Genomic DNA, 26,984 nt, shown 5'->3' on the forward strand with positions numbered 1-26,984 from the left:
TTTTCTCCTCCTTTACGCTTTGTGGTATTGTTCTAAGAATCGGATGTCATTGGTATAGAAATTTCTGATATCATCCACACCATATTTCAACATAGCAATCCGCTCAGGTCCCATTCCAAATGCGAAACCGGAATATTCTTTTGGATCATATCCTGCCATTTCCAATACGTTTGGATGAACCATACCCGCTCCTAATATCTCAATCCATCCAGTTCCTTTACAGACAGAACAACCTCTTCCTTCGCATACTTTACACGAAATATCCATCTCAACAGAAGGTTCCGTGAATGGAAAGAAACTTGGACGAAGTCTTATATCCCGCTCTGCTCCAAACATTTGCTTCGCAAAGGCATTTAAGACCCCTTTCAGATCACTCATGCGCACATGTTTATCAACTAACAGTCCCTCTAACTGAGTAAACTGGTGAGAGTGAGTCGCATCGTCTGTATCCCTGCGGTAAACTTTACCGGGACAAATCATCTTAACTGGTTCGTTTCCATTCTTCTGTCCCATTGTACGTGCTTGTACTGGTGAAGTATGAGTACGTAGTAGTAATTCTTCCGTAATATAGAAAGAATCCTGCATATCTCGAGCTGGATGCCCCTTAGGTAAGTTCAATGCTTCAAAGTTAAAATAATCGGTTTCCACTTCAGGACCTTCCTTTATTTCAAAGCCCATCCCGATAAATAGATCTTCAATCTCTTCCACAATACTTGTAAGCAAGTGAGGACCGCCAACACGTACAGGGCGTCCCGGCAGAGTCACGTCAATGCTTTCTGATTCTAATTGTTTTTCGAGTTCTTGATCTTCCAAGCGAGTCTGTTTCGTATCTATCGCAGCGGCAATACTTTCCCTTACTTCATTAGCCAGCTGACCAATTACAGGCCTCTCCTCTTTGGATAGTTTCCCCATGCCGCGAAGCACCTCTGTAATAGGTCCTTTTTTTCCTAAGTATTCTACTCGAACATCTTTCAAGCTTTGTACGTTTTCAGATTTGCTGACTTTCTCAAGAGCTTCCTGCTTCAACTCTTCTAAACGCTCTTTCATCGGATATATCCTCCTTTAATAAAAATAAAAAAGTCCCGTCCCTAAAAAAGGGACGAGACTTTTCATGGTCGTTTCGCGGTACCACCCTTGTTGACACCTGTAGTGCCCACCTCAGATTCAATAACGGAATAGATTCCGGACCACTTGGAAAGTGATCAGCTCCAGAGTGAAATTTCAGTAGTTGTAACGATAGAAGCACTTACAGTCTAAGGTGCTTCCTCCCTGAGATCGATTCCCAATTACTTACTAGCCTCTTTCTGCGCTTTTTTTATATAACTGCTTTCTTATTATAGAGAATGAAAAAGCAGGATGCAACCCTATCCTTTCATATGGTACATCAGTACGGCTGCGGCTATCGAAACATTTAATGATTCTGCTTTCCCGTGAATAGGAATATAAACAAGTTCATTCGCTAAATCCACAAGGTTCTGGGAAATACCCTGTCCCTCATTTCCCACAATTAGAGCTGCTTTCTCCTGCGGCTGCAGTTTTTGAAAAGGAGTAGAGTTTTGAAGAGTAGAAGCCCATATGGATGCACCGCTGCTTTTCAAATCTTCTACATACTCCTCTAAATCACCCGTGAAATGAGGAATATGAAAAATGGAGCCCTGAGTTGCTCGAATAACTTTATCATTATAAGGATCCACCGTCCCCTTTCCCAGAACAATATGGTCAAATCCAGCTGCATCTGCTGTGCGGATCAATGTTCCTAAGTTGCCTGGGTCCTGAACAGCATCCACTAACAATGTAAGGGGCGCTGGAGAATACTCCCATTTTTTCAGACCAACTACTGCCGCAACACCTTGAGGCGTTTCCGTTTCTGAAATGGCTGAAAACACCTGTCTGCTTACGGTTGTACATTTTGTATGCTCAGGTACTGTAAAGCTTGCATCTTCACTGATAATAAATTCAACAACAGGCCAGTCGCTTTTCAGCGCTTCTTCAACTAAGTGATAACCTTCGATAAGGAAACGCTCTTCTCTGTTGCGATATTTTCTTTTATGTAGTTTTTTCCACTCTTTAACTTGTGAATTTTGAATGGATGTAATCATTGTCGTCCCTCATTTGTTCGTCTATTTCTAACTAATCATACATAGGTTTTACCTGTTGGGTCAAACTAAGGGAGAAACTTTCATAAGAAAATTCAATATAAAGGAGGATTCCGTTAAAATGAATCTTAACTTAAGACAAGCCATTCTTTCCAATGTAACTGGGCATAACTCAGAGCAATTGGAGGCAACTATTGATGATGCGATGCAAAAAGGCGAAGAAAAGATGCTACCTGGCTTAGGTGTTTTCTTCGAGATGCTATGGAAAGAGTCAGATGAGCAGGAGAAACAAGAAATATTAAATACATTAGAACAGAGTTTAAAAGAACCTACCGCTTAAATCATGCATAATAAAGACCAGCCCCATTTGGACTGGTCTTTTTTCTTTTATTGGAAAGTAATCTCCTGAACTTTATCTGCATCCAGTTCCTTGATTACTTCTACAATCAAACTAACTGCATTTTCAAAATCATCACGATGAAGCATCGCTGCATGAGAATGAATATAGCGGGTAGCAATTGTAATGGACAAAGCAGGTACTCCGTCATGACTTAAGTGGATCGCTCCAGAGTCTGTGCCACCGCCTGCAAGAGAGTCAAATTGGTAAGGTATTTGATTCTTATCAGCCGTATCTGTGACAAAGTCACGTAAGCCCTTGTGAGAAATCATAGACGCATCATACAAAATGATTTGAGGTCCATCACCCATTTTACTGGAGGCATCCTTATCGGACACACCAGGGGTATCGCCTGCAATTCCTACATCTACACCAAAAGCGATATCTGGATTAATTAAGTTCGCAGATGTGCGGGCTCCACGAAGCCCTACCTCTTCCTGTACCGTACCTACACCATAAACTACGTTCGGGTGCTTTTCACCTTTTAGACGTTTTAAAACCTCAATAGCGATAGCACAGCCAATTCGGTTATCCCATGCTTTAGCCAGAAGCATTTTTTCATTTTTCATCTGAGTAAATTCGAAGTATGGAACCACAGAGTCGCCAGGCTTCACTCCAAATTCTTCAGCCTCTTCCCGGCTTGAAGCACCGATATCGATGAACATGTCCTTAATTTCTACTGGCTTCTTCCGCTGCTCAGCAGGAAGAATATGCGGAGGCTTCGAGCCAATAACGCCCGTTAAATCTCCCTTTCTTGTCATAAGAGTAACACGCTGGGCAAGCATTACTTGACTCCACCAGCCTCCGACCGTTTGGAAATAAACGTAGCCATGATCATCGATACGGGTGACCATGAAGCCCACCTCATCCAAATGCCCTGCCACCATGACACTCGGACCTTTTTTATCTCCAGTCTTCTTAGCAATCAAGCTGCCAAGATTGTCTGTAAACACCTCATCAGCGAAAGGGGTAATATACCTTTTCATTACTTCACGTGCTTCTCTTTCATTTCCCGGTACACCTTTAGCATCTGTAAGGTCTTTCAGCATGGTCAGTGTTTCATCTTTTTTAGCCATATGTATTAATTCCTCCTTTTTATTTCCAAGTGTTATTATATATCTTTTTAAGCGATTTCACAAAAAATTGCGTCTCTTTGCTCCTAATATCCCTGATCCTGCCGCTCATAATTCACTTCATTTTTAGCATGATATGCACGAACCAGTTCAGCTTCACTAAATCCCAGCGTCTCCCCCAGGCTGAGGTAACTTCCAAATAATTCCTTATAATTTTGGTCATTTGTATGGTTATGAAACTGTTCTATAAGGGAATACACCGCTAGAAAAGCTTCTGTTTGTGATGTGAAAGGTGTAACGGGCTGTGACTCATAACGGTGACCCAGATCCAACCCTAAGGATAGAATAAAATGAAGACCATCTACGTATTCTTCCAAAATGGTTTCTTTTGCACTGGCTTGCTTGGTACTCCAGAATTTAAAGCAGCGTGTTTCATTTGCTAATTCTCCTAATTCCACTTGAAGAGCCAGGATCTTTTCTTTTACGTTTTCTGAGCTATTCAGTTGATGATGTGTTTCAATATAATGATCGAGCTTTTCCTGCATAAGGTATAAGGTTTCCCAATTCATAAGATCTGACTCCTTCCAAAAAGCTTATCCTTAATAAATGTATCATTTTTTGAAACAAAACGACACTTCAACACGTATATAAATTACTAACCCAAAAATAGGGAGACGATAAGTATGATCATCATCCTTTTCCGTATATTATTACTAATTGCTATTGCATTCATCTTATATACAGCCTACAAATTTGCTGTTAACCCACGAAGGAAACTGGAACTGGCACGTGATAAAAAAGACTTCTATTTTCATGATAACAAAGAAAACACAAAAGAGAACTTTCTTATGACTTATAAGGGGTTTGTATTTGAAGGGGAGAAATATTTAGGTACGACGGAGCATTCATTTGAGGTGGTTACGATTAACGTGAGCACCCATGAGCCAGAGAGGCTTCAAGGACTGGATCGAGAAGACATTTATTTTCTAGAGCAGGAAATCCTTATACGCTATCCTTATGCCTCCATTGAATGGAAATATCCTATTAACCGGCTAATTATTCACCCTTTAGATGACAATTATTAAAAAGGCTGCTTCACGGATGTGGACCAGCCTTTTTTTATGGAGCCGTATGAAAGAAATCTTTCCATACAAAGACTTCAATTTTCTTTCGGATGGTAAAACTTAGCACAACTAAAAAAATGGAAAATATGATCATCATGGGGATAGACAATAAAGAAATCCACTGCCCCATAGACGTGTAAACCACTGCTAAGGGAAAGTTTGCAAATAGAGAAGATTTTGCATACTCTTTGAAGTCCGCACTAATCTCCAGCAAGCAGTAAGATAGTAAATGGAAATGAATAAAAGGAATCAAACGAAGAACAGCCACTTGTTTAACCGTTAAGTTCGCATTCTTTTTCATCCACTTTTCCTTCAGTCCTCGAAGTCTTTTCAACCCGGATGGAACCAACCGGATCGTACGATAGAAAAGAAGGCTTGATAACATAGTACCAATAACTGAATAAGCGGTGCCCGCGATGGGACCAAACCATACCCCCCCCGTGATACACACAATCATCACCGGTAAAAACAGAAAAGGCCGTAATAAATGAATACCTATGAATAAGAGCGGTGCCCAGGCTTCTTGATGTTCGATCCACGTAAGGATTGCAGAAGATGTCTCGCCCATTCAATCCCCCTCCCTAGCTACATCTTATGAAAAAATCAGGAAAGGTAGAACTGTACAAACCCGTATCCAATCAAGCCTGCTTGAAGCGCAGCAAGTACAGGTAGTCCAACGGCAAAAAGGCGATGTTTGGTTTTATGGTGGAAGACATGCATACCTGCAAAACCTCCTAGCGCGCCTCCCAGAATAGCTGCAATCCATATCGTTTTTTCAGACACTCTCCACTGATTTTTCACTGCTTTCCTTTTGTCCCTTCCCATAAGATAGAAACAGATCAGGGACATGACGATCACGCTTATAACTATAAATCCAAATGCTATTTTCATTGTTTTCCCTGCCTCACATAAAAAAAGCCATTTCCAGGCGTTCGGAAATGGCTTTTTATAATAAAATTGTTTGTAAGACTTCAGCGTATTTACGCTTATAAGTCTTTATTTAAGTGCAGATTTAGCCTGCTCAGCAAGATTCGCGAATCCTTGCTCATCACTAATAGCAAGATCAGCAAGCATCTTACGGTTTACTTCAATACCTGCAAGCTTTAACCCGTGCATAAGACGGCTGTAAGAAATGTCATTTGTACGTGCTGCCGCGTTAATACGTGCGATCCATAGTCTGCGGAAATCACGTTTTTTCTGACGGCGGTCACGATACGCATACTGACCTGATTTCATTACTTGTTGTTTTGCTTGTTTGAATAAAGCATGTTTTGAACCATAATAACCTTTTGCTAGTTTAAGGACACGATTACGACGCTTGCGTGTCACTGTTCCACCTTTTACTCGTGGCATGGGAATCCCTCCTATTTATTCGTTCTGTTATTAGTCTTTTGGAAGCATGTGCTTGATACGACGGTAGTCTCCAGCAGAAACTAGTGTGTCTTTACGAAGTTTACGCTTCTGTTTTGTAGATTTATTTGCGAACAAGTGGCTAGTGAAAGCGTGAGAACGTTTCACTTTACCTGTACCTGTTTTTTTGAAACGTTTTTGAGAACCTTTATGGGTTTTCATTTTTGGCATGTGAATTTCCTCCTTTTACTTTTTACAATTTCTTACTTCTCGTTTAGAGGAGCAAGCATTAGAAACATACTACGACCTTCCATTTTAGGCTTGGTCTCAACCTGGGCAATATCTTTGCACTCTTCAGCTACACGCTCAAGTACATTCTGGCCAAGTTCTTTGTGTGTGATCGCACGGCCGCGGAAACGGACAGATGCTTTCACTTTATCGCCTTTACTCAAGAATTTGCGAGCATTACGAAGCTTCGTATTGAAGTCATGCTCTTCGATATTCGGACTCAGGCGAATTTCTTTAACCTTAATAATGGTTTGCTTTTTGCGAGCTTCTTTTTCTTTCTTCTGCTGCTCAAAGCGATACTTTCCGTAGTCCATCACTCGGCAAACCGGAGGCTTAGCGTTAGGAGCTACCATAACTAGATCAAGATTTGCGTTAGCTGCAATATCTAATGCTTCATTACGGGATTTAACTCCAAGCTGCTCACCATTTACATCGATTAGACGAACTTCACGGGCACGAATTTTCTCATTAACATTCATGTTATCCTTGCTAATATTGAGCCACCTCCAACATATTTAGAAAACTTCTATTAGATCTGTCATCGACAAGAATTTTCAGCATAAAAAAAGTGTCGGTACACATACTGCACCCACACGTCTCCTAAGAAAACAAAGGAAATAATAACCTGCCAACTGCTTAAAGCGTCGATCAGGTGAGAAGCGGGTGCTTCTACTTGTCTCTAGATCCGTTCATTAAGTTACCTAAACAATAATAGCATGCCTATTGAGTAATGTCAACAAGTCTTTTGTTCGTTTAACTACACTTTTAATAGCTTAAGGGATACTGAATTAAAAATCAAGGTCTGAATTGTAAACTTATGATTTATAAACACGGGGACGCGTCCCCGTGTTTACCACTTATTTCCTTAGCAGCTTCTGGTCAATCTCATTTCTAATTTCTTCTTTAAATTTGTCCACTGATTTTGTAGCTGAATCCTGTTCTCCATATCTGCGTACATTAACAGCTTTATCTTCTATTTCCCGATCGCCGACAACCAATTGGAACGGTACTTTCTGAATTTGTGCCTCTCTTATTTTATAGCCAATTTTCTCATTTCGTTCATCTACTTCAACACGAATACCAGCCTGTCTTAATTCATCTTCTAACTCTTTAGCATAGTCAAGGTGAGCATCAGCTGAAACAGGAATAATTTTCGCCTGAACGGGCGCAAGCCATGTAGGAAAGACTCCCTTATATTCTTCTATTAGAAAAGCGACAAAACGTTCCATAGTTGATACGACGCCACGATGAATAACGACAGGGCGGTGGTCATTTCCATCTTCTCCAACGTATGTTAGATCGAACCGCTCTGGTAAATGGAAGTCGAGTTGAATCGTCGATAACGTCTCATCCTTACCAAGTGCTGTTTTCACTTGAACGTCGAGTTTCGGACCGTAAAAAGCGGCCTCGCCTTCAGCTTCCACGTATTCAAGCTTCATATCCTCCATTGTTTCCTTCAGCATGTCCTGGGCTTTATGCCACATTTCATCATTATCCACATACTTTTCTTTGTCCTCAGGATCGCGGTAAGATAGTCGGAAATAATAATCATTAATTCCAAAGTCATGGTAAACCTCTTGTACAAGTCGCACAACTCGCTTAAACTCATCCTTCAATTGATCAGGACGGGCAAATATATGGGCATCATTTAAAGTCATGGCCCTAACACGCTGCAAACCTGCTAGAGCTCCTGACATTTCATGGCGATGCATAGTTCCTAGCTCTGCAATCCTTACCGGCAGATTACGATAACTGTATAATTGGTTTTTATAAACCATCATATGGTGCGGGCAGTTCATGGGACGAAGTACTAGGTCTTCATTATCCATTTCCATGACCGGGAACATATCATCCTGATAGTGATCCCAATGACCACTTGTCTTATATAAATCAACACTGCCAAGAACAGGTGTGTACACATGATCGTAACCTAGACGTTCTTCTGTATCCACAATATATCTTTCAATCGTACGTCTGATTGTCGCTCCTTTTGGCAGCCACATAGGCAGTCCCTGTCCAACTTTTTGATTAACTGTAAATATTTCAAGCTCTTTCCCAAGCTTACGATGATCGCGCTCTTTAGCTTCTTCTAATAGATGCAAATATTCTTCCAGCTGGTCTTTCTTCTCAAAAGCTGTACCATAGATACGCTGAAGCATTTTATTATCACTATCTCCGCGCCAGTATGCTCCTGAGATACTGAGCAGTTTGAAAATTTTAATTTTACTGGTCTGAGGAACATGAACTCCCCGGCAAAGATCGAAAAACTCTCCTTGCTTATAAATCGTAACCTGCTCGCCCTCTGGAATATCATCTATTAATTCGAGTTTCAGATCATCTCCAATTTGACGGAACTTCTCTTTAGCTTCCTCGCGGGAAAGTTCAATTCGCTCTACTTCGAGGTTTTCATCTACAATCTTCTGCATTTCTTTTTCGATTTTAGGAAGATCTTCTGGAGTGATGGATTCTTCCATGTCAATATCATAATAAAATCCATTTTCGATCACGGGACCTACACCCAGTTTTACATTCCCGTAAAGTCGCTTCACAGCTTGAGCCATTAGGTGAGCTGAAGAGTGTCTCAGCACTTCTAAACCTTCCGGGTTTTTATACGTAAGTATTTCAATCGTCCCATCTTCTTCTATTGGACGTCTTAAATCAAAAGGCTCCTCATTCAACTTAACTGCGAGCGCCTGTTTCTTTAACCCTGGCGAGATGGAATGGGCAATTTCTTCACCCGTGGTGCCTTGCTCATATTCTTTCACGTTTCCATCCGGAAATTTAATATTAATTACATCGGCCATCATAAACACTCCTTTTTTCTGTACTAAAAAACGCCCGTCCCATAGCTTCTTCAGCTAAGGGACGAGCGTTATTACTCGTGGTTCCACCCAAAATTCCCGCATTCCATGCGGCTTCATTCATCCTTAACGGGGATTAGACGCTGCCCACTACTAAAAAGGTTCGTAAGCAAAGCTCAAAGGTGGTAAATATCGAAATCGTCAAGTAGGAGCTTTCAGCCGGTGGCTCCCTTCTCTAATCAAGCGTCATTTCGAATTGTTGTCCTTATCATAGCTGGTTATTTAAATATGTAGGTATTATATCCATTATTCCGATGGAAATCAAGAGATTTCAAAAGGAAATTCAGATAGAGGTTTCCAGCTGGCTTTCTCTTCAAAGATACTCATCAATAATTCCAGTTCTGAATCATTAGTTTTATCTGAATAAATAATAAGCTCATCAGGAGCATGGACAAGGGCTGGCGTGATATTCCAGCGAAGCGGCAGATCTTTAATGGAGTCGTCAGGATACTGCCTTCTGTAAAGCAAAGTCTCGGATTCACTTAATGCATTCCCCTCATCATGATAATAGTGAATCGAACCATTTTCCAGCAGATGTAATAGTCGGATACCTGTATCCTTGTGGTGTACACGGCACCTCCAAGAATCCAAAAGCAACTGAAAGGATTCTTCTTGTTTATATTCATCAATCAACAGGCCCGTGTATTCGACTACCATGCTGTGAAGATCTTCTAAACAATAAACACTCAATCCATCAAAATCCACGTTCCTGTCTCCACGTAGATACTTCTGAATAGCAGTCCTTAACTTCATATTTACATCGGGCAGATTCAGGCTCTTTGGCGGCTTATCCTCGAATTCATGCGCAATCTCCAAGATCCGCTGGACTTCCTCCTGGTCCACATAATAATAGCGGTGTTTTAAAACACCTTCTATCCAGCCCAGCCATTTCCTTTCTCTTATTACGCTTAAAAGTCCCTCAACGGCTTCCTGATAATACATCCAATCGAGTGAGGAACCTGTTTCTCCCAATAGCGCAAAATGGTTATTATACTCTTTAAGATACCAATGCCTCTGTGTATGATCGACGGCTTTTAAAAAACTAACGGCCTCAGCCCGTTTAGAAAAGTGTACACAAAACAATAGTATTCCCCCTAATTCCCGGCTTCCTTCCAAACAGTATCATGTGGCTTCACGTCTATATAAAGTATGATGTGGACAAATATAACAAGTATGAGTTTGTCCTTTTCCATCTTATATTTATGTGTCTATTTCATAAATCATGATACAGTTCCTTAAAAATTAGAGGGGGGTTATTCTCGGCGGTTGCGACCGTCTACATTGACCGCCTGGCTAAGCTGCTTTATTCTTTCTGTAATTCTTTTCGCTTTCACCTGTTCTACATCCCCACGATTGCTAAGCATGAGTACTTTCTCCAGTTCGGCAAGACTATAATTTGAAGTAAAGAACACCGGCAGACGCTCCATCATGCGGTAGTGCAGTATAGAACCTAGCACTTCATCTCTGAACCACGCAGACTGAGACTCTGCACCAATATCGTCAAGCATGAGTACAGGGGTTTCTTTGAATGCTTCAATCTTCTCATTCATAGAATCATCTTTAATTGATGCCTTAATCTCTCGTACAAATTCAGGCATATAAATAATCATTGATGGTATATTCTTATCGCTCAATTCATTGGCAATAGCTCCAAGAAAGTACGTTTTACCAACTCCAAAAGGTCCATGAAAGTATAGTCCCTTGCTTGGCAGCTCTTCATTTAAATTTTCAATATATCGAACTGTCTTTTCCACCGCACTGCCACGGTCCGGATCCTTTAGATCAAGCCTGGATAAACTTGCTTCTAAAATTTCCCTTGGCATGTGTAAACTTTTTACAAGGGACTTCTGCTTTTGCTGTTCTTCTACCTTCCTCTGACGGCGGCACTTGTCATAAGCTAATTTAACTTCGCTGCCTTCCACTTCAGCTCGGGGAACATAACCCGGGAGTATATTAATACACTCCTCCCGTGAAGGACACTTCTCACAGTCTTTTGATTGAGATTGATATTCGTATAATTTAATTAACTGTTTTTCTACTGCATCTTCTGTCAGAGAAGGATGATTTCTGATTAGTTGCGACACTTCCTCAGACTGGACAACCTCTTCTTTCATACGATTCATTCGTTCCTGGAACTGTTTATGATCGCGCATCCATTTCTTTAATGATCTTTGAATCGGTTCCATGACTCTTCTCACACCTTATTATCAGTTTCCTTTATTCGTCAGCCTTTTAATTCTTTCTGCGATCTCATCCGTATTCACAGCTGAATCCTGATGGGGCTGCGCATTACTCTTTTCCTTCTGGTTGAACCAGGCGGGTATAACTTCATCCTGCTTACTTTTCCGTTTATATTGATTTTGATTGCCCCACTGCTGGTATTTCTGATGTTCAGCTTTGGCTAAATTCATGGCTTGTCTTACAGTAGTCACATTCTTTCGCGTCCAGTGACCGGCGATTTTCTCCATATAGGCTTTGGATAACTTCATATCGGTCTTTAGCATTACATAGTGAACGAGTACATTCATAACTCCCGGTGAAAGTCCTTGTTCTGTCATAACGTCACGAATCAACTTCAAATCCTGATCGGAAGCTTTATTACCGCCTGAAAGATCTTCAAGCAATTCACGCGGGGAAATCTGCTCCAGCATATCGATAAACTGATCCCCTTTACTTTTTGAGTTACTCGAGCCAGCTACGGCTTTTTCTCTTTGGTCAATATGACTGAAATTTCGACTTGAAGGCTTTTCTTTCATAAAATCATGACAAGCGGCTTTTAACTCATCGGCTACTAAGCGGTGATTTTCATCAATTGCCCAGGTAACAGCTTTTTCGATATCCAATAAACTTAAGTTGTAGAGAGAAGCCAGCTGGGTAATCAAACGCTTATTAGCTCCAGTTAGTATTTTGTCGCTAGGATACATTCGTTTCTTTAGGGCATCATGCAGCCATTCAAAATCCACAAAGTCATCTTTTAGAAAAGGACCTCCGCTCTTTCGGGAATAACTTTCCGTTTGCTTATCATTAGCTTCAGATCTTCCCGCTTCAATCGTTTGGGAATGAAAAACTTCTCCGAATGTAGCGGTGATTTCCTCAAGACCCTCCACAACATATTCCTGCTTAACAAGACGCCTCTTGAGCTGTTCATATTTTTCTGAGCCCAGTTCATGATACAGCAGCATAGCCAGCATATTATCAAGAAAAAAACCTTCGGGCGCAAAAGGCGGATGAAGTCTGTACAAGTATTCCGTCTGCTTCTCGCTTGTTGAAAGACGGTATGTTTGCAGTAGACCGATAGCCTCCAGCTTTTTTCTAGCTTCGTAAATTTTATCTAAAGGAACTGACAAATACGCCATCAAGGTGTGATGAGTTTGGATTTCTCCAGAAGATGCCATGTCGTATTCGGACACTAATACTTGATATAAAGAAACAGCCAATTGACCGATAACCGGCTGGTAAAGATGAGTTAGTGATCGATAAGCACTTACAGGAAGTTCTCCGCACTTAGATAATCGAAACCCATCCACCGGAAGAAGCTTTCCTACAGAATGATTCACAACAACACCTCCGATCTTTCATTAAAATAGAAAATGAGCCACGTCAGGCTCATTCTCCATCCTCGTGTTTAATTAAATCTTTCAGTTCATCTATAAATACATTGATATCTTTAAACTGTCTGTAAACTGAGGCAAATCGAACGTAAGCAACTTCATCGATATGGGCTAAACGTTCCATAACCATTTCACCAATATCTTTACTCAGCACTTCAGAAACCCCGCGATTTCTTAATTCCTTCTCAATATCCAGGGTCACGTTTTCTAATTCTTCAACAGCCACCGGACGTTTTTCGCAAGCCCTGATTAATCCACGCATGAGTTTTTCACGGCTGAACTCTTCCCTTGTACCTTCTTTCTTTACCACAATCAACGGAACTTCTTCAATACGTTCAAAAGTAGTAAAGCGGAAATCACATTGCTCACATTCTCTTCTTCTTCGAATCGACTGTCCTTCTTCAATTGGTCTAGAATCAAGGACTTTGGTACTTTTATAGTGGCAATTCGGACATTTCAAATTCGATCAACTCCACATAGTCTTCATTTCATTGACATCCTTACGATGGATCTACTCTTGTAAATTTTCCATCCAATTTGTCATAGAGATTAACAATTAGATTACGGCTAAATCCCAAATCCACAGGTCCCCCTGAATCCGTTGTTACAGAAAAATCTACAGCTATTCGAAAAGGACGTACCATAATAATCGTCGCCACTACAAATGCACGCCTCTTCCCTTTATACTTTACTGTGACTTCCCCACGCTCCTTAGACACGGCAACAATTTCTGAAGGGGAGGGAAACAGGGACTCCACTGCACGAATAAGTTCCTCATGCTTTGCATTGTAGTAATGGGTAACAAGCTTCTCATCTTTATGCTGCTCACTGGTTTCCGAATGATTACTAAAATATCTGGATATAAATGCTTTCACTTACCTAACCCCTTCATTCCATTCGACATTGACTTTCTATATTTTAACACGATTCAACAAAATAAGAAATGGGAACTAAAAGGGAGTAAGCAGGTGAGTGGGATGCGAATTTGAAAGACACTCACCGATTCAAAAAAGCCACACAGAATATTCTGTGTGGCTTTTACCTGTTCATTTATAAAGCTCGTGACTGTTCAACTTCCACAGGACCCATTCCTCTCGGAACTTCCACTGTTTCATTTCGACCTGCTTCTAGCGCTTCCACAATAAAATGAGCTGCAACATTAGGATCTATACGATCTCCGCATGTATAAACATCTATACTTGCATACCCATGCTCTGGAAAGCTGTGAATCGTTAAATGGGATTCAGAAATAATGACTACTCCGCTAACCCCGTGAGGAGCGAATTTATGAAAAGCAACTTCTCTTACTTCTGCCCCTGCTTTTAAAGCGGCGTCGACAAAAACTTGTTCTATATACGACATATCATTCAATTTTCCTTCATTACAATCCCATAGTTCAGCAATTACATGTCTTCCCATTGTATCCATAATTAGGATCCCCCTTTTGTACATTAACTTCTTCTCCTTCTAAAAAACAGTCATGCACTACCACGGGGGAAAGTTAGTCCTGAGAGGTCCTAACCCTTTGAGTAGAGATGAAATGGATTGAAATTCAGAAGGTCAAAAAGAAGTATATACGTTATACCCCCATTTTGCAAGATTTATTTTTCAGTGACTCTCTCTACATAACTTAAATAAGGAGAGTGCCTGTAAAATAATACCTTACACGATGGTCCTATTATAAGATACTTATGGGTTAATTGGCTACTAAGAAACACGAGCTTCTTTTTCTTGCTTCATTACATTTCCTACATATTTCGCAAGATCAACGACACGGCAGGAATACCCCCACTCATTATCGTACCAGGCTAATATTTTAACTTTGCGCTTCTCCATTACCTGAGTAGAAAGAGCATCAATAATTGCGGAAGAAGGGGAAGTTGTATAATCAATAGATACTAACGGTTCTTCGTTATATTCTATTATCCCCTTCATCTCTCGTGAAGCTTTATTGGAAAACGATTGATTCACTTCTTCAGCTGTTACATCTTTTTTTAGATCCACGACTAAATCCACTAAGGAAACGTTTGGTGTAGGAACTCTTAAAGCCATACCATTTAATTTCCCTTTCAAACTGGGAATAACTTCTCCAAGAGCTCTGGCGGCCCCAGTCGAAGTGGGTATGATAGATTGAGTACATCCACGAGCTCTTCGTAAATCTTTATGAGGGTTATCTAAATTTTTTTGATCATTTGTAAAAGAATGGACGGTGGTCATCAGACCATTTTCTATTCCAAATTCATCTTCCAAAACTTTTACTACTGGAGCGAGACAGTTAGTCGTGCATGAAGCATTGGAAATCACATGGTGCTGCTTCGGGAGATAGGATTCTTCATTTACTCCCATAACGATCGTTGCATCAACTTGCTTACCAGGAGCTGTGATAATTACTTTCTTTGCACCTGCTTCAATATGCAAAGAAGCTTCATCTTTAGTTCGGAACTTACCTGTAGCTTCTATAACAATGTCGACTCCGAGACGATCCCAGGGCAACTCCAGTGGATCACGAGTGGAACACATCACTATTTTTTTCCCATTCACTTCTAAACCATCTGCTACCGCTCTAATTTCTCCATCGAAACGACCATGTACACTATCATATTTCAACATATGAGCTATAGTTTCAGGAGGATAACTGGCATTTACTGCTACCAGTTCAATTGAATCATCTGCTGCAGCTTTTCTAAAAACCATTCTCCCAATTCTGCCTAAGCCATTAATAGCGATCTTTGTTTTCCCCATGCTCCAGCCCCCTATATATATGATATACTTTTAAATCGATTTTTCAGAATTAGTATAACATATTGTAAGCGCTTTTTCAGTTAAACCAAGATTTTTTTTAAAAGTAGGCTACACACAAAATCTAATAATAAGAAACACGCCAAAACTAAAAAGTTCTGACGTGTTACTATACGATGTTCCACTGATGAAGTATGTCTTTTAATTGTTGAAAACTTTCCTCTATAGATCCATTATTATCAATTACAGCATCTGCCATTTTTGCTTTTTCCGCGATCGATAATTGTGACTGGATTCTTTCTTCGGCTTCTTCACGCTCAGATTGATCCCTTTCCATCAGCCGCTTCAATTGTGTTTCTTCATCTACGTAGACAACCATTACCCGGTCCACATAACTGGTGAGTCTACTCTCAAAAAGTAAAGGGATATCAAGTACTACAGCTGGATAGCCGTCAGCCTTATATGCATCTCTTTCCTCCAGCATTTCCTGTCTCACTTGCGGATGAACAATAGAGTTTAATTGCTGTCTCTTTTCTTCATCCGAAAAAATAATCTTCCCAAGACGCTTTCGGTCAATCGTCCTGTCTTCCTGAAGAATTTGAAAACCAAAAGCCTCGACAATTTTATTGTAGGCAGGCTCACCGGGTTCCACAACTTTTCTGGAAAGTTGATCAGCATCCACAACGGGAATGTTAAACTTTGAAAACATTTGAGAAACCGTACTTTTACCACTGGCAATACTTCCCGTCAATCCAATAACAACCGTCAAACTGTAACCTCCTTAAGTTAATTTCATTATCCCTATTGTAATTAGTAATACAGCAGGTACAATCGAAACGCTTTCTGCTTTTTCACTTAATTTGGCTCCGCTCAAAATCCCAGCATATAGCATAAAAAAAGTAATGATCGAAATCCATAAAGCTGTTACAAAGGGTTCTACACCCATAAAAGATCCGCTAATGCCGGCGCCAAGTGTATCAAGTGATAGAGCGGCTCCCAACAGCCATACTTCTTTACCTTTAATACCGCCGGACTGATCAACATCCGCAGCTACAGGATTGTTAAGTACACGGGCAGGCTGGGACCACGGCTCTTTCTTCTGACTATGATCAGGTTTACGAAAGTATTGATATAAGAAATACAATCCAATTCCGATTAGGGCCAGTGCCCCCAGTCTCTCCGCATAATCAGGATGAACAATCGGCAATATAAGCGCACCCATGTAAGATGAGAGCATGAATCCTGCACCTGATAAAAAGGCAATCGTTACTATACCTCTAAGTGAAAGACTGATCTTTTTCATCCCCAAAACGCATCCTATTCCAAAACTGTCTATACTAAGTGCAATAACAAATAAAAAAGTGAACGTCGTCATCCCCATCTATTCCACCCCTGTTCGCTAAGGTGTAAATAGTATATGGGAGTCTAAAAATTTTGATACGATTGGCAAGTTGGACAAATATGAGTACCTCTTCCGCTAACCTTCGTTTTTATTATTAAATCACCGCACTCTTTACAAATGGTATCCTGTTTTCCATAAACCCTCAAATTCTGCTGAAAGCTTCCAACTTTCCCCTGACTGTTTAGATAGGATCTTATTGTGCTTCCGCCCAGACTGATAGCTTCTTCTATGATCTGCACACTTGACTTTCTAACTCGATCCGCTTCCTCTTTTAGAAGCTGGTTGGCCAATCGTTCTGGGTGGATACGGGCTCTGTATAAAGCTTCGTCCACATAAATATTTCCAAGTCCAGCTACAATGGACTGATCTAAAAGCACCGTCTTGATGTTTCGAGATGTTTTTTGTAATTTATGAAAAAAATAATCAAGTGTAAATTCTTTGTCAAAAGGGTCAGGCCCTAATTGATTTAGAGGTTTCTGACCCCTTTCTTCTCCTTTTGGAAACACGTGCATCGTGCCAAACTTACGTACATCGTCATATCTTAATTCTGTACCGTCTGTAAAATGAAATACGACGTGGGTGTGCTTGGGCTTTTCCACCCCTGCATCATACAATCCAAATTTCCCCTCCATCCGAAGATGGGAGACAAGGACCAAATCCTCCAGGTGAAAGATCATAAATTTCCCTTTACGTTCAATATCCAGAAAGGATTGATTCTTAAGCAGGCGCTTGAACTCATCAGGATCTTTTGGATTCTTAATAATATTTCCCCAATACACTGAAACATCATCTATGGTTTTATTTAAAATTAAGGTTTTTAAAGTTTGTCTAACTGTTTCGACTTCTGGAAGTTCAGGCATGGTGTCATTCTCCTCACTTACTTTGCATCATACCAGGTAGATCCATAGGAATAATCTACTTTCAACGGAACGTCTAGTTCTACAGTTTGTTCCATTACTGATGCAACCACTTCTTTCAACTGTTCCACTTCTTCTCTCGGTGCTTCTAATATCAATTCATCATGTACTTGTAACAGCATCTTAGCCTCCAGCTTTTCTTCTGCTAGCCGTTGTTCAAGATCAATCATCGCTTTTTTGATCACGTCAGCAGCACTTCCCTGAATGGGAGTGTTCATAGCCGTACGCTCTGCCGCATTACGACGGTTAAAATTACGGCTGGTCAGCTCAGGAAGATACCTCCTTCTATTCATGAAGGTGGTAACGTAACCGACCTGTTTTGCTTCCTGAACTGTCTCTTCCATATAGGTTTTAACCCCCGGATAGCTCTCCAGGTACTTATCAATGAATGCTTGAGCCTCTTTACGCGGAATATCAAGGCTTTGGGATAATCCGTAATCACTAATTCCATAAACAATTCCAAAGTTTACTGCTTTAGCCTGTCTCCTCATTTCACTCGTAACGTCTTCTTTGGCAACACCAAACACTTCACTTGCTGTCTGTGTGTGAATGTCCTGCCCTTCGCGGAAAGCCTCAATGAGTTTCTCATCTTGTGCAATGTGCGCGAGTACACGAAGTTCAATTTGGGAATAGTCACTGGCAAAAATAACCCAATTTTCTTTTGAAGGAATAAAAGCCTGACGAATTTTGCGTCCTTCCTCTAATCGAATCGGGATATTTTGGAGATTTGGTTCAGTTGAACTTAAACGTCCGGTTTGAGTTAAAGCTTGATTAAAACGTGTATGGATCTTATGAGTATCCTCGTTAATCACCTTAAGCAGTCCTTCAATGTAAGTGGACTTCAGTTTACCCAACTGACGATACATTAGAATTTTGGAAATAATTTCATGCTGGTCTTCTAATTGTTCAAGTACATCAGCAGAGGTCGAATACCCGGTCTTCGTTTTCTTAATAACTGGCAAGTTCAGCTTTTCGAACAATATAGGACCGAGTTGTTTTGGAGAGTTCAAATTGAAAGATTCTCCGGCAAGCTCAAAAATATCTTTCTCTATTGCACTAAGTCTGCTTTCCAATTCAGCTCCCATTTCCTCTAAACGTTCTTGGTCTACACGTACTCCTCTATGCTCCATTCTCCCTAGAATTAAAGCAAGAGGCATCTCTAAATCCATATACAAATTGTACTGTTCTTTATTTTTCAATTCATTTTCTACTGTGTCTTTAAGTTTATAGACCATGTCTGCTTTCCTGCTAATATGTTCATAAAAGACTTCATCATCTTCAGGACGCTTCACTTTAGCGCCTTTTCCATAAACCTCTTCGTCATATTTAACTTTGCTTTCTCCCATCCGATGACTGATAGCTGGAATGTCATGATGGTTTTCCGCTGGATTAATTAGATAAGAAGCTAATAAGAGATCAAATTGAATACCTTTAATATTTACACCATGACGCATAAGAGCTACGACTGTACGTTTAGCATCAAACACCCATTTTTCTTTTTCACCATCTTCGGCCCATTTCTTAAAACCTGTTGAATTTTTTGCGTTGTTCATCGAAATCACATACTTATTCGATTCATTAACAATTGCAATTCCTTCAACTTCGGCCTGGTGGTAGTTGTCGTAAAGCATCTCAACAACTAATGCTTCCTTCCCGGTAAACATGTCGTCTTCTAAATCTTCTACAACTTCCACTTTAATATCTGGAAAAGGTTCAGCCGCTCCACTTTCGTCCTCTGTACCGCCTTCTTGCACTCTTGACAATAATGATTGAAAACCCAGGTCTTTGAACAGGTGGCTGACCTGAGTGGATTGATAGCCTTCATAACCTAAATCTTTTAATTCTATTTCTATAGGAGCCTCTCTCTCAATCGTGACAAGCTTGCGGCTCATGTACGCATCTTCTTTATGATTTTCCAGCTTCTCTTTTAATTTTTTACCACTAACCTGGTCGAGATTATCATAGAGCTGGTCAATGGTATCGAATTGCTTGAGCAGTTTTACAGCTGTTTTCTCCCCTACGCCGGGAACACCTGGAATATTATCAGAACTATCTCCCATGAGTGCTTTCAAATCGATAATCTGGTCAGGACGAACCCCCATTTTTTCTTCCATAAAAGAAGGATCGTATGTATCCACATTTGTAATCCCCTTCTTCGTCAGGCTCACACTTACCCGATCCGTCACCAGTTGTAGTAAGTCTTTATCCCCGGAAATTACTTTCACTTCATATCCATCCTGTCCGGCTTGATGAGCGATTGTACCAATAATATCATCAGCTTCATATTGATTTAGCTGATAATACTTAGCACCGAAAGCATCAAGGAGTTCCTTTAGAACTGGAAACTGTTCGGATAATTCAGGAGGAGTCTTCTGCCGTCCGCCCTTATATTCACTATACGTTTCGTGCCTGAACGTTGTTTTTCCAGCGTCGAACGCCACTAGTAAATGGTCCGGCTGATCTTCCTCTAATATCTTCAATAGCATCGTAGTAAAGCCATATACCGCGTTTGTATATACACCTTTATCGTTATTTAATAGAGGCAATGCAAAAAATGCACGATAGGCTATGCTGTTTCCATCAATTAATACAACCTTTTCAGCCATGAACTCACTCCTTCAATAATAAACGTCTTTTTGTTCATTCTACCATGTTTGGTACTGAGAAGAAAAAAAGACAGCCGTTATACTCACAATTTATAGAATGGTTCAACTTTTAAAGAACTTGTGGAACAAAAAAGAGGCAGAAGCGAGGGAAGCTTCTGCCTAAAAGAGAAAACACCTTGGATGAAAGGGTTTCATAGTAATCCTATCAAAGAAATATGAATGTACATTTAAACAATTGTTAAGATTGTGTAAATTGCTTAGGAATTTCCACATGAAAGGTTGTGCCTTCATCTACCACACTATCTACGTGGACATTTCCGTGGTGAGCTTCGACAATGTGCTTTACAATAGCAAGACCCAGTCCCGTACCTCCTGAATTCCTGCTCCTCGCTTTGTCCACGCGGTAAAACCGTTCAAAAATGCGGGAAACCTCTTCCTCAGGGATCCCTACACCATTATCTGCTACGGAGACTAACACTCGATTGTCAAATTCTTTAAAAGTCAACGACACATTTCCATCTACTTTGGTGTAATTAATCGCGTTGGTCAATAAATTCATGAAGACTTGTTTTAATCGACTGGAATCTCCTTCAATAATGGTGTTGCCTTCTACCTCAGTGGTTAGATGAACTTCTTTTTGATCAGCATGCTGTTGAACTATAGGAAGAAGATCGGATAGCAGCTGTTGAATATCTACTTGCTCAATACTTAGATTAAAATCTTCCCTTTCTAACTTAGAAAGTTCCAGAAGGTCTTGTATAAGCGATTGAAGCCTCCCGCTTTCTTTTAGAATGATCTGCAGGAACTGTTCGAGCATAGCCTCATCTTTCATCGCTCCATCTAAAAGCGTTTCAGAAAAACCCCTTATAGAAGTAATTGGAGTTTTCAACTCATGAGACACGTTGGCTACAAAGTCTTTTCTCATTTGCTCTAATTGTTTAAGTTCTGTTATATCATGAAAAACCAGTACAACACCTTTCCACTTACGATCTTCACTAAAGATAGGTGCTCCCGTCACTTCCAGGTGTTTACGATCTATTTTCACCGGCAAAACAAACGTTTCACTAACGGTTTCCTCAAACATATAGATCTTCTTTACAGTTTCGTGTATGGCTGTATAAGGTATGGCATCATGGTATAAATAACTGATATACTCAGATGGATCTCCTTTAAACGTTTCCAAAAAGGCGCGGTTTACCAAAAGAATATATCCTTTTTCATCAATCAGAACAAGCCCGTTACCCATATTGTTAATAACAGCTTCGAGCTGATTTTCCTGCATCCCCTGAGTACTGGTCATCTCCTGAAGGTTTCTAGCTAAAATATTAATGGAGCGGCTGAGTTGCCCCGCTTCCCCGAAGTGCCCCTCATACGTCCGGGCCTTGTAATTCCCTTTTGCAAGCTCAGTGGCCACGTTGGCGGCTGAACGAATCGGACGGATATATTTAGAAAACACATTAAATCCTATAACAAATATCACCAGGAGACCCAGGAATAAAGTGACTCCTATTAACAGCCAAATATTCTTTGTAATATTAGTAAGCGACTTAACGGGGGAAAGAAGAGTTAACGTTCCATCTGTATTATTCACTTCTATATTCGTTTTATAGTAAAACAAATCTCCGATCAATTTACCCTCTTGCGAGCCGCTGTTATCGCTGCTATTTAAGACTCTCTGTTTTTCATCTTCCGATATGATGGGAATCACTTCGACAGTATCCACTAGTATTTCACCATTGTCAGATTCAAACACCATACCTGTGTTCAGTTGTTCACTGAAATTAAAGAGTTCTTCCTGACTAATATCCTTATCCTGCGCATATCTCTCAAGATAAGTAGAAAAGTACTGACTCTCAACGGCTACACGGTCTTCAAATATATTGATGAAATAGGTTCGTGTGAGCTGAGCCAAAAGAATTCCAAGACCCACCATCACAATAACAACTAAAATTGTGTAGGTAATTAATGGTCTCGTATTAGATGACATCTATTTTGGCTCCTCCATTTTATATCCAAGTCCACGAATAGTTTTAATATAGACGGGTTTTTTAGTCTCAGGTTCTATCTTTTCTCGTAAATGACTTACATGTACATCTACAATCCTTGTATCACCAGCAAAATCATAATTCCAGACAGCCCGGAGTAGTTGATCTCTTGAAAGGACACGTCCAAGGTTATTAGCTAAGTAAAGAAGAAGTTCAAATTCTTTTGGCGTAAAAGTCAGAGGTTCTTCATTAATCGTCGCTTCATATTGTTCTGGATAAATAGATAATCCAGCAATTTTTATGTGAGTCTCATCGACTTCTGCCGGTTCACGTAGCATCCTGCGTAAGATAGCTTTAATCCTGGCTACAACTTCTCTTGGACTAAACGGTTTAGTTAAATAATCATCAGCACCTAATTCTAAACCAAGAACTTTATCAAATTCATCATCTTTTGCAGTAAGCATTAAAATGGGTGTATCTACCTGCATTTGACGAAGCTTCTTACACACTTCCATTCCATCCATCCCTGGCAGCATAACGTCCAGTACAATTAAATCGAAAGAAGTAACAGAGGCTTTTTCTAAAGCATCTGTACCTGTATAAGCAACTTCTGTCTCAAAACCGGCCTGTTCTATATTATATTTCAGTAACGTTACGATGGATTCTTCATCGTCAACAATCAAAATCTTCTGATCCACTTCTCATCACCCCAACCTACAAGTTAATTTCATAATACAATGAACTTTACAATTTGGATATGGATGTTAATAATTTTTACTTAAACTTAATAAATCATTCATTTGCTTAATTTAGTTATTCTTACGTCCCTTAAGCTTTTTTATCCATACACGATGATACTCTTAAAATAGAAGTACATCCTTTTGTGTTTCGCACATTGAACTACCTCCACTTACTCGCTGACACTCCTTGAAGTTGGGGGATTCCTAAGAGCACGAACCTAACGGTTCGTTCAAATGATTAGGCTAGCCCCGTCGCACCGACGGTTGGATGGATTCTTTTAATTTCCTTCAATATATTGAAACTCGCCTTTAGATCGCGGTCGTGGCGGGAGCCACAATTCGGGTAGTTCCACGTTCGAACAGCGAGATTCTTTACCTCATTGTTTTGGTATCCGCACTTGGAACACAGCTGAGAACTCGCAAAAACTTTTGATACGAGTACCAATGGTTTTCCGTATCATTCGGCTTTGTATTCGAGCATAGAGGTGAACATCGACCAGCTCACATCACGAATCGATTTGGATCATATTCGGTTTTTGAGCATATTGGAAATGTGGAGATTTTCTACCCCGATCACATCGTGGTTTTTGATGATTTCGGTAGAAATCTTATGCAGATAATCTTTACGGGGGTTCGCTATCTTCTCGTGAAGTCTAGCTACTTTAATACGTTGCTTATGCCAATTCTAAGATCCCTCTTCCCTTCGGGAATGGATACGTTGAGCTTTGGCTAGTTTCTTTTCGGTCTTACGTAGGTATCGTGGGTTTTGATAGGTGGTGCCATTCGAGAGCACAGCGAAGTCTTTCAATCCGAGATCAAGGCCAACATAAGCGTTGGATTTAGGAAGTTCCTGAATATCTGTTTTAACTAGAATCGATACAGAATATTTTCCGGCATTCATCTCCCCCTTACCAACGGTCTTCGACACGGCAGTTGAAGAGGGAGTCTTCTGCTGATGAATGATAAAGAGGCCTCTCAGTAAGGCCTCAAAACAACTTTAATAAAAGTTTTCAAGAGAGTGAGCATTCATTGAATTGGGTTCATATGGCGGCTTGACTTCTAATGTTCCCTGAACTACTTCATCTCCCTCCTCATCATAGCCAGTGACTTGGATCGTAACAAGGTGCTTGTCTTTATTCACAGATGAAACCTCAGCTCTAAAGCGAACTTCAGCATAGTGGTAAACAGGTTTCGGATATGCGATTTCCTGAGAAACAATATGACTGCCTGGTCCAGGAAGGTGCATGGATATTATGGAAGAAACCATACCAAACACCATAACCGTGGGCACAATAGGACGTTTAAATGGAGTCTGCGAGGCATAGTCGTGCTGAATATACAGAGGATTCGCATCATCTGTAAGTCCTAAATACATAAGTAGATCACGATCTTCAACTGTTGAAGAAGTTGTGAATACATCGCCCACTTGTAAGTCGTTCATCTTCTTTCCTAATTTTCTCTTTTTACTTAACATTAAACCACCTCTTTGAAAGCGTTTTCTGTTAGTTGTGTAAAAAAGGATTCGAGGATAACCCCGAATCCTTTTCACTCTTATTTTAATACATTTAACACATTTTTAACAGAGTCTGCTGATTGATCAAGCTGCTGCTTTTCATCTTCCGTTAATTCGAGCTCGATGACTTCTTCAATTCCATTTCCACCAAGGATGGTAGGAACTCCTAGATAAATGCCGTCGTATCCATATTCGCCTTCTAAATATGCAATAGCTGGCAATATACGGCGCTGGTCTTTTAAGATCGCCTCCGCCATTTGTACAAGAGAAGCAGCAGGCGCGTAGTAGGCGCTGCCGTTACCAAGCAGACCTACAATCTCTCCGCCTCCCTTTCTTGTACGTTCCACTATCGCATCAAGGCGCTCTTTAGAAATTAATCTTTCAAGCGGAATGCCGCCCGCAAAAGAATAGCGAGTTAATGGGACCATGTCGTCACCATGACCACCCAGGACAAAACCAGTGACATCTTTTATGGAAACATTCAGTTCTTCCGCTACAAAGGTGCGGAAGCGCGAAGTATCCAGGACTCCAGATTGACCAATAACACGGTTCTTCGGCAGTCCTGCTTCCTGAAATACAGAGTACGTCATCGCATCAACCGGATTAGTTAATACAATAATATAGCAGTCCGGAGAATGCTTCACGATCTCTTTTGTTACACTTTTCATAATTTTTGAGTTCGTCGCAACAAGATCATCGCGGCTCATGCCAGGCTTTCGAGCAATTCCCGCTGTAATAATCACCAGATCAGAGCCTTTGGTGTCTTCATAATTAGAAGTTCCTTTTACTTTGGCATCAAACCCTTGTACAGGACTCGCTTCTAACATATCTAAAGCTTTCCCCTTAGTAGGATCTTCCATATCAGGGACATCGACTAGTACAACGTCTCCCAATTCTTTCTGGGCTGCCATAAGTGCAGTAGTCGCACCCGTAAAGCCGGCACCGATCACGGATATTTTATTTCTGCGAATAGCCATATTACCCAGCTCCTTTTTAATCAGTGATTAGTCCATATTCTTAATTAGTTCGTCACCGAACTGAGAGCACTTCACTTCTTTAGCACCATCCATCATTCGTGCAAAGTCATACGTTACCACTTTGCTCCCGATGGTTTTATCCATGGATTGAGAAATTAAGTCTGCCGCTTCTCTCCAACCAAGGTGCTCAAGCATAAGTACACCAGACAGAATTACTGAGGATGGATTTACTTTATCCATACCTGCATATTTAGGTGCTGTACCATGTGTAGCTTCAAAAATAGCATGGCCTGTTTCAAAGTTAATGTTAGCACCAGGTGCAATTCCTATTCCGCCAACCTGAGCTGCAAGCGCATCTGAAACATAGTCCCCGTTAAGGTTCATAGTAGCGACTACATCAAACTCTTTCGGACGAGTTAAAATCTGTTGTAGGAAAATGTCTGCAATCGCATCTTTCACGATGATTTTACCTTCTGCTTCTGCAGCATCCTGTGCTTTATTAGCTGCTTCTTTTCCATCTTTTTCAACGATTCGGTCATATTCCAGCCACGTGAATACTTTATCACCATATTCTTCTTCAGCCACTTCGTAACCCCATGCCTTAAAGGAACCTTCGGTGAATTTCATGATATTTCCTTTATGAACTAGTGTTACGTTTTTACGACCTTCATTCAATGCATAATCAATAGATGCACGAACTAGTCGTTTCGTACCCTCTTCAGAAACCGGCTTAATACCGATTCCAGAAGTTTCTGGGAAACGGATATTATGTACACCCATTTCATTTTGTAGAAAATCTATAACTTTTTTAACTTCAGGAGTGCCTTTTTGCCATTCGATTCCTGCATAAATATCTTCAGTGTTCTCACGGAAGATTACCATGTCTGTGTCTTCCGGACGTTTAACAGGAGATGGTACACCTTCTACATAACGTACTGGACGCAGGCAGGTGAATAGATCAAGCTCTTGACGTAGAGCAACGTTAAGTGAACGGATTCCACCGCCTATTGGAGTCGTAAGAGGTCCCTTAATCGCAATTTTATAATCGCGGATGGTATCCAGGGTAGCATCAGGAAGCCACTCTCCGCTTTTATCATAAGATTTCTGACCAGCATATACTTCTTTCCACTCAATAGATTTTTCTCCATTATAGGCTTTATCCACTGCAGCTTCGATTACACGGCTGGCAGCTGCCCAAATATCAGGCCCAATACCGTCACCTTCAATATAAGGGATGATTGGACGATTAGGTACGTTCAATTCTCCGTTTTGTTCTACTGTGATTTTCTCAGATTGTGTCAAAAT

At 40.6% G+C, this 26,984-nt stretch carries 28 protein-coding genes, 1 pseudogene and 1 other annotated feature; of the genes and pseudogenes, 2 read left to right on the forward strand and 27 right to left on the reverse strand.

Features of this window, described 5'->3' with window-relative positions:
- Positions 1-12: 12 nt before the first annotated feature.
- The gene (pheS, locus tag LCM11_RS04085) at positions 13-1,047 is read right to left on the reverse strand and encodes a phenylalanine--tRNA ligase subunit alpha (protein WP_224892960.1); all 1,035 of its coding nucleotides are present in this window, start codon (positions 1,045-1,047) and stop codon (positions 13-15) included.
- A 317-nt stretch (positions 1,048-1,364) separates the two neighbouring features.
- The gene (locus LCM11_RS04090; protein ID WP_224892961.1) at positions 1,365-2,099 is read right to left on the reverse strand and encodes a TrmH family RNA methyltransferase; all 735 of its coding nucleotides are present in this window, start codon (positions 2,097-2,099) and stop codon (positions 1,365-1,367) included.
- Positions 2,100-2,217: 118 nt separating this feature from the next.
- On the opposite strand from LCM11_RS04090, the gene sspI reads away from it, so the two are divergent.
- On the forward strand, positions 2,218-2,436 hold the full coding sequence (gene sspI, locus LCM11_RS04095) for a small acid-soluble spore protein SspI (protein WP_224892962.1): 219 nt from the start codon (positions 2,218-2,220) through the stop codon (positions 2,434-2,436).
- 47 nt (positions 2,437-2,483) lie between these two features.
- Here the strand turns inward: sspI and LCM11_RS04100 are convergent, their stop codons facing one another.
- The gene (locus tag LCM11_RS04100) at positions 2,484-3,569 is read right to left on the reverse strand and encodes a M42 family metallopeptidase (protein ID WP_224892963.1); all 1,086 of its coding nucleotides are present in this window, start codon (positions 3,567-3,569) and stop codon (positions 2,484-2,486) included.
- A gap of 83 nt (positions 3,570-3,652) precedes the next feature.
- A complete protein-coding gene (locus LCM11_RS04105; protein ID WP_224892964.1) occupies positions 3,653-4,135 on the reverse strand; it encodes a dUTP diphosphatase in 483 nt (160 codons plus the stop codon).
- Positions 4,136-4,249: 114 nt separating this feature from the next.
- On the opposite strand from LCM11_RS04105, the gene LCM11_RS04110 reads away from it, so the two are divergent.
- Complete coding sequence (locus LCM11_RS04110; RefSeq protein WP_224892965.1) at positions 4,250-4,651, forward strand: sigma-w pathway protein ysdB; 402 nt, start codon at positions 4,250-4,252, stop codon at positions 4,649-4,651.
- 34 nt (positions 4,652-4,685) lie between these two features.
- Here LCM11_RS04110 and LCM11_RS04115 read toward each other — a convergent pair whose 3' ends face one another.
- The 23 genes and pseudogenes from LCM11_RS04115 to icd form a co-directional block, all read right to left on the reverse strand.
- Entirely contained in the window at positions 4,686-5,258 is a 573-nt protein-coding gene (locus tag LCM11_RS04115) for a TVP38/TMEM64 family protein (protein WP_224892966.1), read from the reverse strand.
- 35 nt (positions 5,259-5,293) lie between these two features.
- On the reverse strand, positions 5,294-5,581 hold the full coding sequence (locus LCM11_RS04120; RefSeq protein ID WP_224892967.1) for a DUF1294 domain-containing protein: 288 nt from the start codon (positions 5,579-5,581) through the stop codon (positions 5,294-5,296).
- A gap of 105 nt (positions 5,582-5,686) precedes the next feature.
- Complete coding sequence (gene rplT, locus LCM11_RS04125) at positions 5,687-6,043, reverse strand: 50S ribosomal protein L20 (RefSeq protein ID WP_224892968.1); 357 nt, start codon at positions 6,041-6,043, stop codon at positions 5,687-5,689.
- A gap of 30 nt (positions 6,044-6,073) precedes the next feature.
- Positions 6,074-6,271 (reverse strand): 50S ribosomal protein L35, encoded by a 198-nt coding sequence (rpmI, locus tag LCM11_RS04130; RefSeq protein WP_014643973.1) that lies wholly within the window; start codon positions 6,269-6,271, stop codon positions 6,074-6,076.
- A 32-nt stretch (positions 6,272-6,303) separates the two neighbouring features.
- Positions 6,304-6,807 carry a translation initiation factor IF-3 gene (gene infC, locus LCM11_RS04135; protein ID WP_089752320.1) on the reverse strand — a complete coding sequence of 168 codons (504 nt, stop codon included), beginning with the start codon at positions 6,805-6,807 and terminating at the stop codon, positions 6,304-6,306.
- Positions 6,808-6,884: 77 nt separating this feature from the next.
- Positions 6,885-7,009, reverse strand: a sequence feature (ribosomal protein L20 leader region).
- 176 nt (positions 7,010-7,185) lie between these two features.
- Entirely contained in the window at positions 7,186-9,132 is a 1,947-nt protein-coding gene (gene thrS, locus LCM11_RS04140) for a threonine--tRNA ligase (RefSeq protein ID WP_224892969.1), read from the reverse strand.
- A 318-nt stretch (positions 9,133-9,450) separates the two neighbouring features.
- Positions 9,451-10,272 carry a putative sporulation protein YtxC gene (gene ytxC / locus LCM11_RS04145; RefSeq protein WP_224892970.1) on the reverse strand — a complete coding sequence of 274 codons (822 nt, stop codon included), beginning with the start codon at positions 10,270-10,272 and terminating at the stop codon, positions 9,451-9,453.
- A 170-nt stretch (positions 10,273-10,442) separates the two neighbouring features.
- Complete coding sequence (dnaI, locus tag LCM11_RS04150; RefSeq protein WP_089752323.1) at positions 10,443-11,375, reverse strand: primosomal protein DnaI; 933 nt, start codon at positions 11,373-11,375, stop codon at positions 10,443-10,445.
- A 21-nt stretch (positions 11,376-11,396) separates the two neighbouring features.
- A complete protein-coding gene (locus LCM11_RS20490) occupies positions 11,397-12,746 on the reverse strand; it encodes a replication initiation and membrane attachment family protein (protein WP_224892971.1) in 1,350 nt (449 codons plus the stop codon).
- Positions 12,747-12,795: 49 nt separating this feature from the next.
- Positions 12,796-13,260, reverse strand: a complete 465-nt coding sequence (gene nrdR / locus LCM11_RS04160; RefSeq protein ID WP_224892972.1) for a transcriptional regulator NrdR — start codon at positions 13,258-13,260, stop codon at positions 12,796-12,798.
- Between the two features lie 40 nt (positions 13,261-13,300).
- Positions 13,301-13,675: a cytosolic protein gene (locus tag LCM11_RS04165; RefSeq protein WP_224892973.1), complete on the reverse strand. Its 375-nt coding sequence runs from the start codon at positions 13,673-13,675 to the stop codon at positions 13,301-13,303.
- A gap of 175 nt (positions 13,676-13,850) precedes the next feature.
- Complete coding sequence (gene speD, locus LCM11_RS04170) at positions 13,851-14,228, reverse strand: adenosylmethionine decarboxylase (RefSeq protein WP_014643982.1); 378 nt, start codon at positions 14,226-14,228, stop codon at positions 13,851-13,853.
- A gap of 279 nt (positions 14,229-14,507) precedes the next feature.
- Complete coding sequence (locus tag LCM11_RS04175; RefSeq protein WP_224892974.1) at positions 14,508-15,542, reverse strand: glyceraldehyde-3-phosphate dehydrogenase; 1,035 nt, start codon at positions 15,540-15,542, stop codon at positions 14,508-14,510.
- A gap of 166 nt (positions 15,543-15,708) precedes the next feature.
- Positions 15,709-16,308: a dephospho-CoA kinase gene (gene coaE / locus LCM11_RS04180; RefSeq protein WP_224892975.1), complete on the reverse strand. Its 600-nt coding sequence runs from the start codon at positions 16,306-16,308 to the stop codon at positions 15,709-15,711.
- 12 nt (positions 16,309-16,320) lie between these two features.
- On the reverse strand, positions 16,321-16,920 hold the full coding sequence (locus LCM11_RS04185; protein ID WP_224892976.1) for a manganese efflux pump: 600 nt from the start codon (positions 16,918-16,920) through the stop codon (positions 16,321-16,323).
- 44 nt (positions 16,921-16,964) lie between these two features.
- Positions 16,965-17,801, reverse strand: coding sequence for a DNA-formamidopyrimidine glycosylase (gene mutM / locus LCM11_RS04190; RefSeq protein ID WP_224892977.1), 837 nt, complete (start codon positions 17,799-17,801; stop codon positions 16,965-16,967).
- A 17-nt stretch (positions 17,802-17,818) separates the two neighbouring features.
- Positions 17,819-20,464, reverse strand: a complete 2,646-nt coding sequence (gene polA / locus LCM11_RS04195) for a DNA polymerase I (protein WP_224892978.1) — start codon at positions 20,462-20,464, stop codon at positions 17,819-17,821.
- A gap of 238 nt (positions 20,465-20,702) precedes the next feature.
- Positions 20,703-22,451 carry a two-component system histidine kinase PnpS gene (gene pnpS / locus LCM11_RS04200; protein ID WP_224892979.1) on the reverse strand — a complete coding sequence of 583 codons (1,749 nt, stop codon included), beginning with the start codon at positions 22,449-22,451 and terminating at the stop codon, positions 20,703-20,705.
- A complete protein-coding gene (locus tag LCM11_RS04205; protein ID WP_224892980.1) occupies positions 22,452-23,147 on the reverse strand; it encodes a response regulator transcription factor in 696 nt (231 codons plus the stop codon).
- 280 nt (positions 23,148-23,427) lie between these two features.
- Positions 23,428-24,084: pseudogene (locus tag LCM11_RS04210) on the reverse strand (RNA-guided endonuclease TnpB family protein); the annotation flags it as partial.
- Between the two features lie 102 nt (positions 24,085-24,186).
- Entirely contained in the window at positions 24,187-24,663 is a 477-nt protein-coding gene (locus tag LCM11_RS04215) for a MaoC family dehydratase (RefSeq protein ID WP_224892981.1), read from the reverse strand.
- 77 nt (positions 24,664-24,740) lie between these two features.
- Positions 24,741-25,679, reverse strand: a complete 939-nt coding sequence (gene mdh / locus LCM11_RS04220) for a malate dehydrogenase (protein ID WP_224892982.1) — start codon at positions 25,677-25,679, stop codon at positions 24,741-24,743.
- 27 nt (positions 25,680-25,706) lie between these two features.
- Complete coding sequence (icd, locus tag LCM11_RS04225; RefSeq protein WP_224892983.1) at positions 25,707-26,981, reverse strand: NADP-dependent isocitrate dehydrogenase; 1,275 nt, start codon at positions 26,979-26,981, stop codon at positions 25,707-25,709.
- Between the last annotated feature and the right edge of the window lie 3 nt (positions 26,982-26,984).

Origin of the sequence: Halobacillus halophilus, assembly GCF_020171985.1 — a bacterium.
GTDB lineage: Bacteria > Bacillota > Bacilli > Bacillales > Halobacillaceae > Halobacillus > Halobacillus halophilus_A.

What these genes read in the sequence shown, in the direction of transcription:
- LCM11_RS04185 (WP_224892976.1), bottom strand. Translation starts at nt 16,920, where the DNA reads ATGGGGATGACGACGTTCACTTTTTTATTTGTTATTGCACTTAGTATA.
- mdh (WP_224892982.1), bottom strand. Translation starts at nt 25,679, where the DNA reads ATGGCTATTCGCAGAAATAAAATATCCGTGATCGGTGCCGGCTTTACG.
- thrS (WP_224892969.1), bottom strand. Translation starts at nt 9,132, where the DNA reads ATGGCCGATGTAATTAATATTAAATTTCCGGATGGAAACGTGAAAGAA.
- infC (WP_089752320.1), bottom strand. Translation starts at nt 6,807, where the DNA reads ATGAATGTTAATGAGAAAATTCGTGCCCGTGAAGTTCGTCTAATCGAT.
- LCM11_RS04115 (WP_224892966.1), bottom strand. Translation starts at nt 5,258, where the DNA reads ATGGGCGAGACATCTTCTGCAATCCTTACGTGGATCGAACATCAAGAA.
- LCM11_RS04100 (WP_224892963.1), bottom strand. Translation starts at nt 3,569, where the DNA reads ATGGCTAAAAAAGATGAAACACTGACCATGCTGAAAGACCTTACAGAT.
- LCM11_RS04120 (WP_224892967.1), bottom strand. Translation starts at nt 5,581, where the DNA reads ATGAAAATAGCATTTGGATTTATAGTTATAAGCGTGATCGTCATGTCC.
- speD (WP_014643982.1), bottom strand. Translation starts at nt 14,228, where the DNA reads ATGGATACAATGGGAAGACATGTAATTGCTGAACTATGGGATTGTAAT.
- LCM11_RS04110 (WP_224892965.1), top strand. Translation starts at nt 4,250, where the DNA reads ATGATCATCATCCTTTTCCGTATATTATTACTAATTGCTATTGCATTC.
- dnaI (WP_089752323.1), bottom strand. Translation starts at nt 11,375, where the DNA reads ATGGAACCGATTCAAAGATCATTAAAGAAATGGATGCGCGATCATAAA.
- rpmI (WP_014643973.1), bottom strand. Translation starts at nt 6,271, where the DNA reads ATGCCAAAAATGAAAACCCATAAAGGTTCTCAAAAACGTTTCAAAAAA.
- polA (WP_224892978.1), bottom strand. Translation starts at nt 20,464, where the DNA reads ATGGCTGAAAAGGTTGTATTAATTGATGGAAACAGCATAGCCTATCGT.
- LCM11_RS04105 (WP_224892964.1), bottom strand. Translation starts at nt 4,135, where the DNA reads ATGAATTGGGAAACCTTATACCTTATGCAGGAAAAGCTCGATCATTAT.
- pnpS (WP_224892979.1), bottom strand. Translation starts at nt 22,451, where the DNA reads ATGTCATCTAATACGAGACCATTAATTACCTACACAATTTTAGTTGTT.
- sspI (WP_224892962.1), top strand. Translation starts at nt 2,218, where the DNA reads ATGAATCTTAACTTAAGACAAGCCATTCTTTCCAATGTAACTGGGCAT.
- pheS (WP_224892960.1), bottom strand. Translation starts at nt 1,047, where the DNA reads ATGAAAGAGCGTTTAGAAGAGTTGAAGCAGGAAGCTCTTGAGAAAGTC.
- LCM11_RS04175 (WP_224892974.1), bottom strand. Translation starts at nt 15,542, where the DNA reads ATGGGGAAAACAAAGATCGCTATTAATGGCTTAGGCAGAATTGGGAGA.
- LCM11_RS04215 (WP_224892981.1), bottom strand. Translation starts at nt 24,663, where the DNA reads ATGTTAAGTAAAAAGAGAAAATTAGGAAAGAAGATGAACGACTTACAA.
- rplT (WP_224892968.1), bottom strand. Translation starts at nt 6,043, where the DNA reads ATGCCACGAGTAAAAGGTGGAACAGTGACACGCAAGCGTCGTAATCGT.
- mutM (WP_224892977.1), bottom strand. Translation starts at nt 17,801, where the DNA reads ATGCCTGAACTTCCAGAAGTCGAAACAGTTAGACAAACTTTAAAAACC.
- LCM11_RS04090 (WP_224892961.1), bottom strand. Translation starts at nt 2,099, where the DNA reads ATGATTACATCCATTCAAAATTCACAAGTTAAAGAGTGGAAAAAACTA.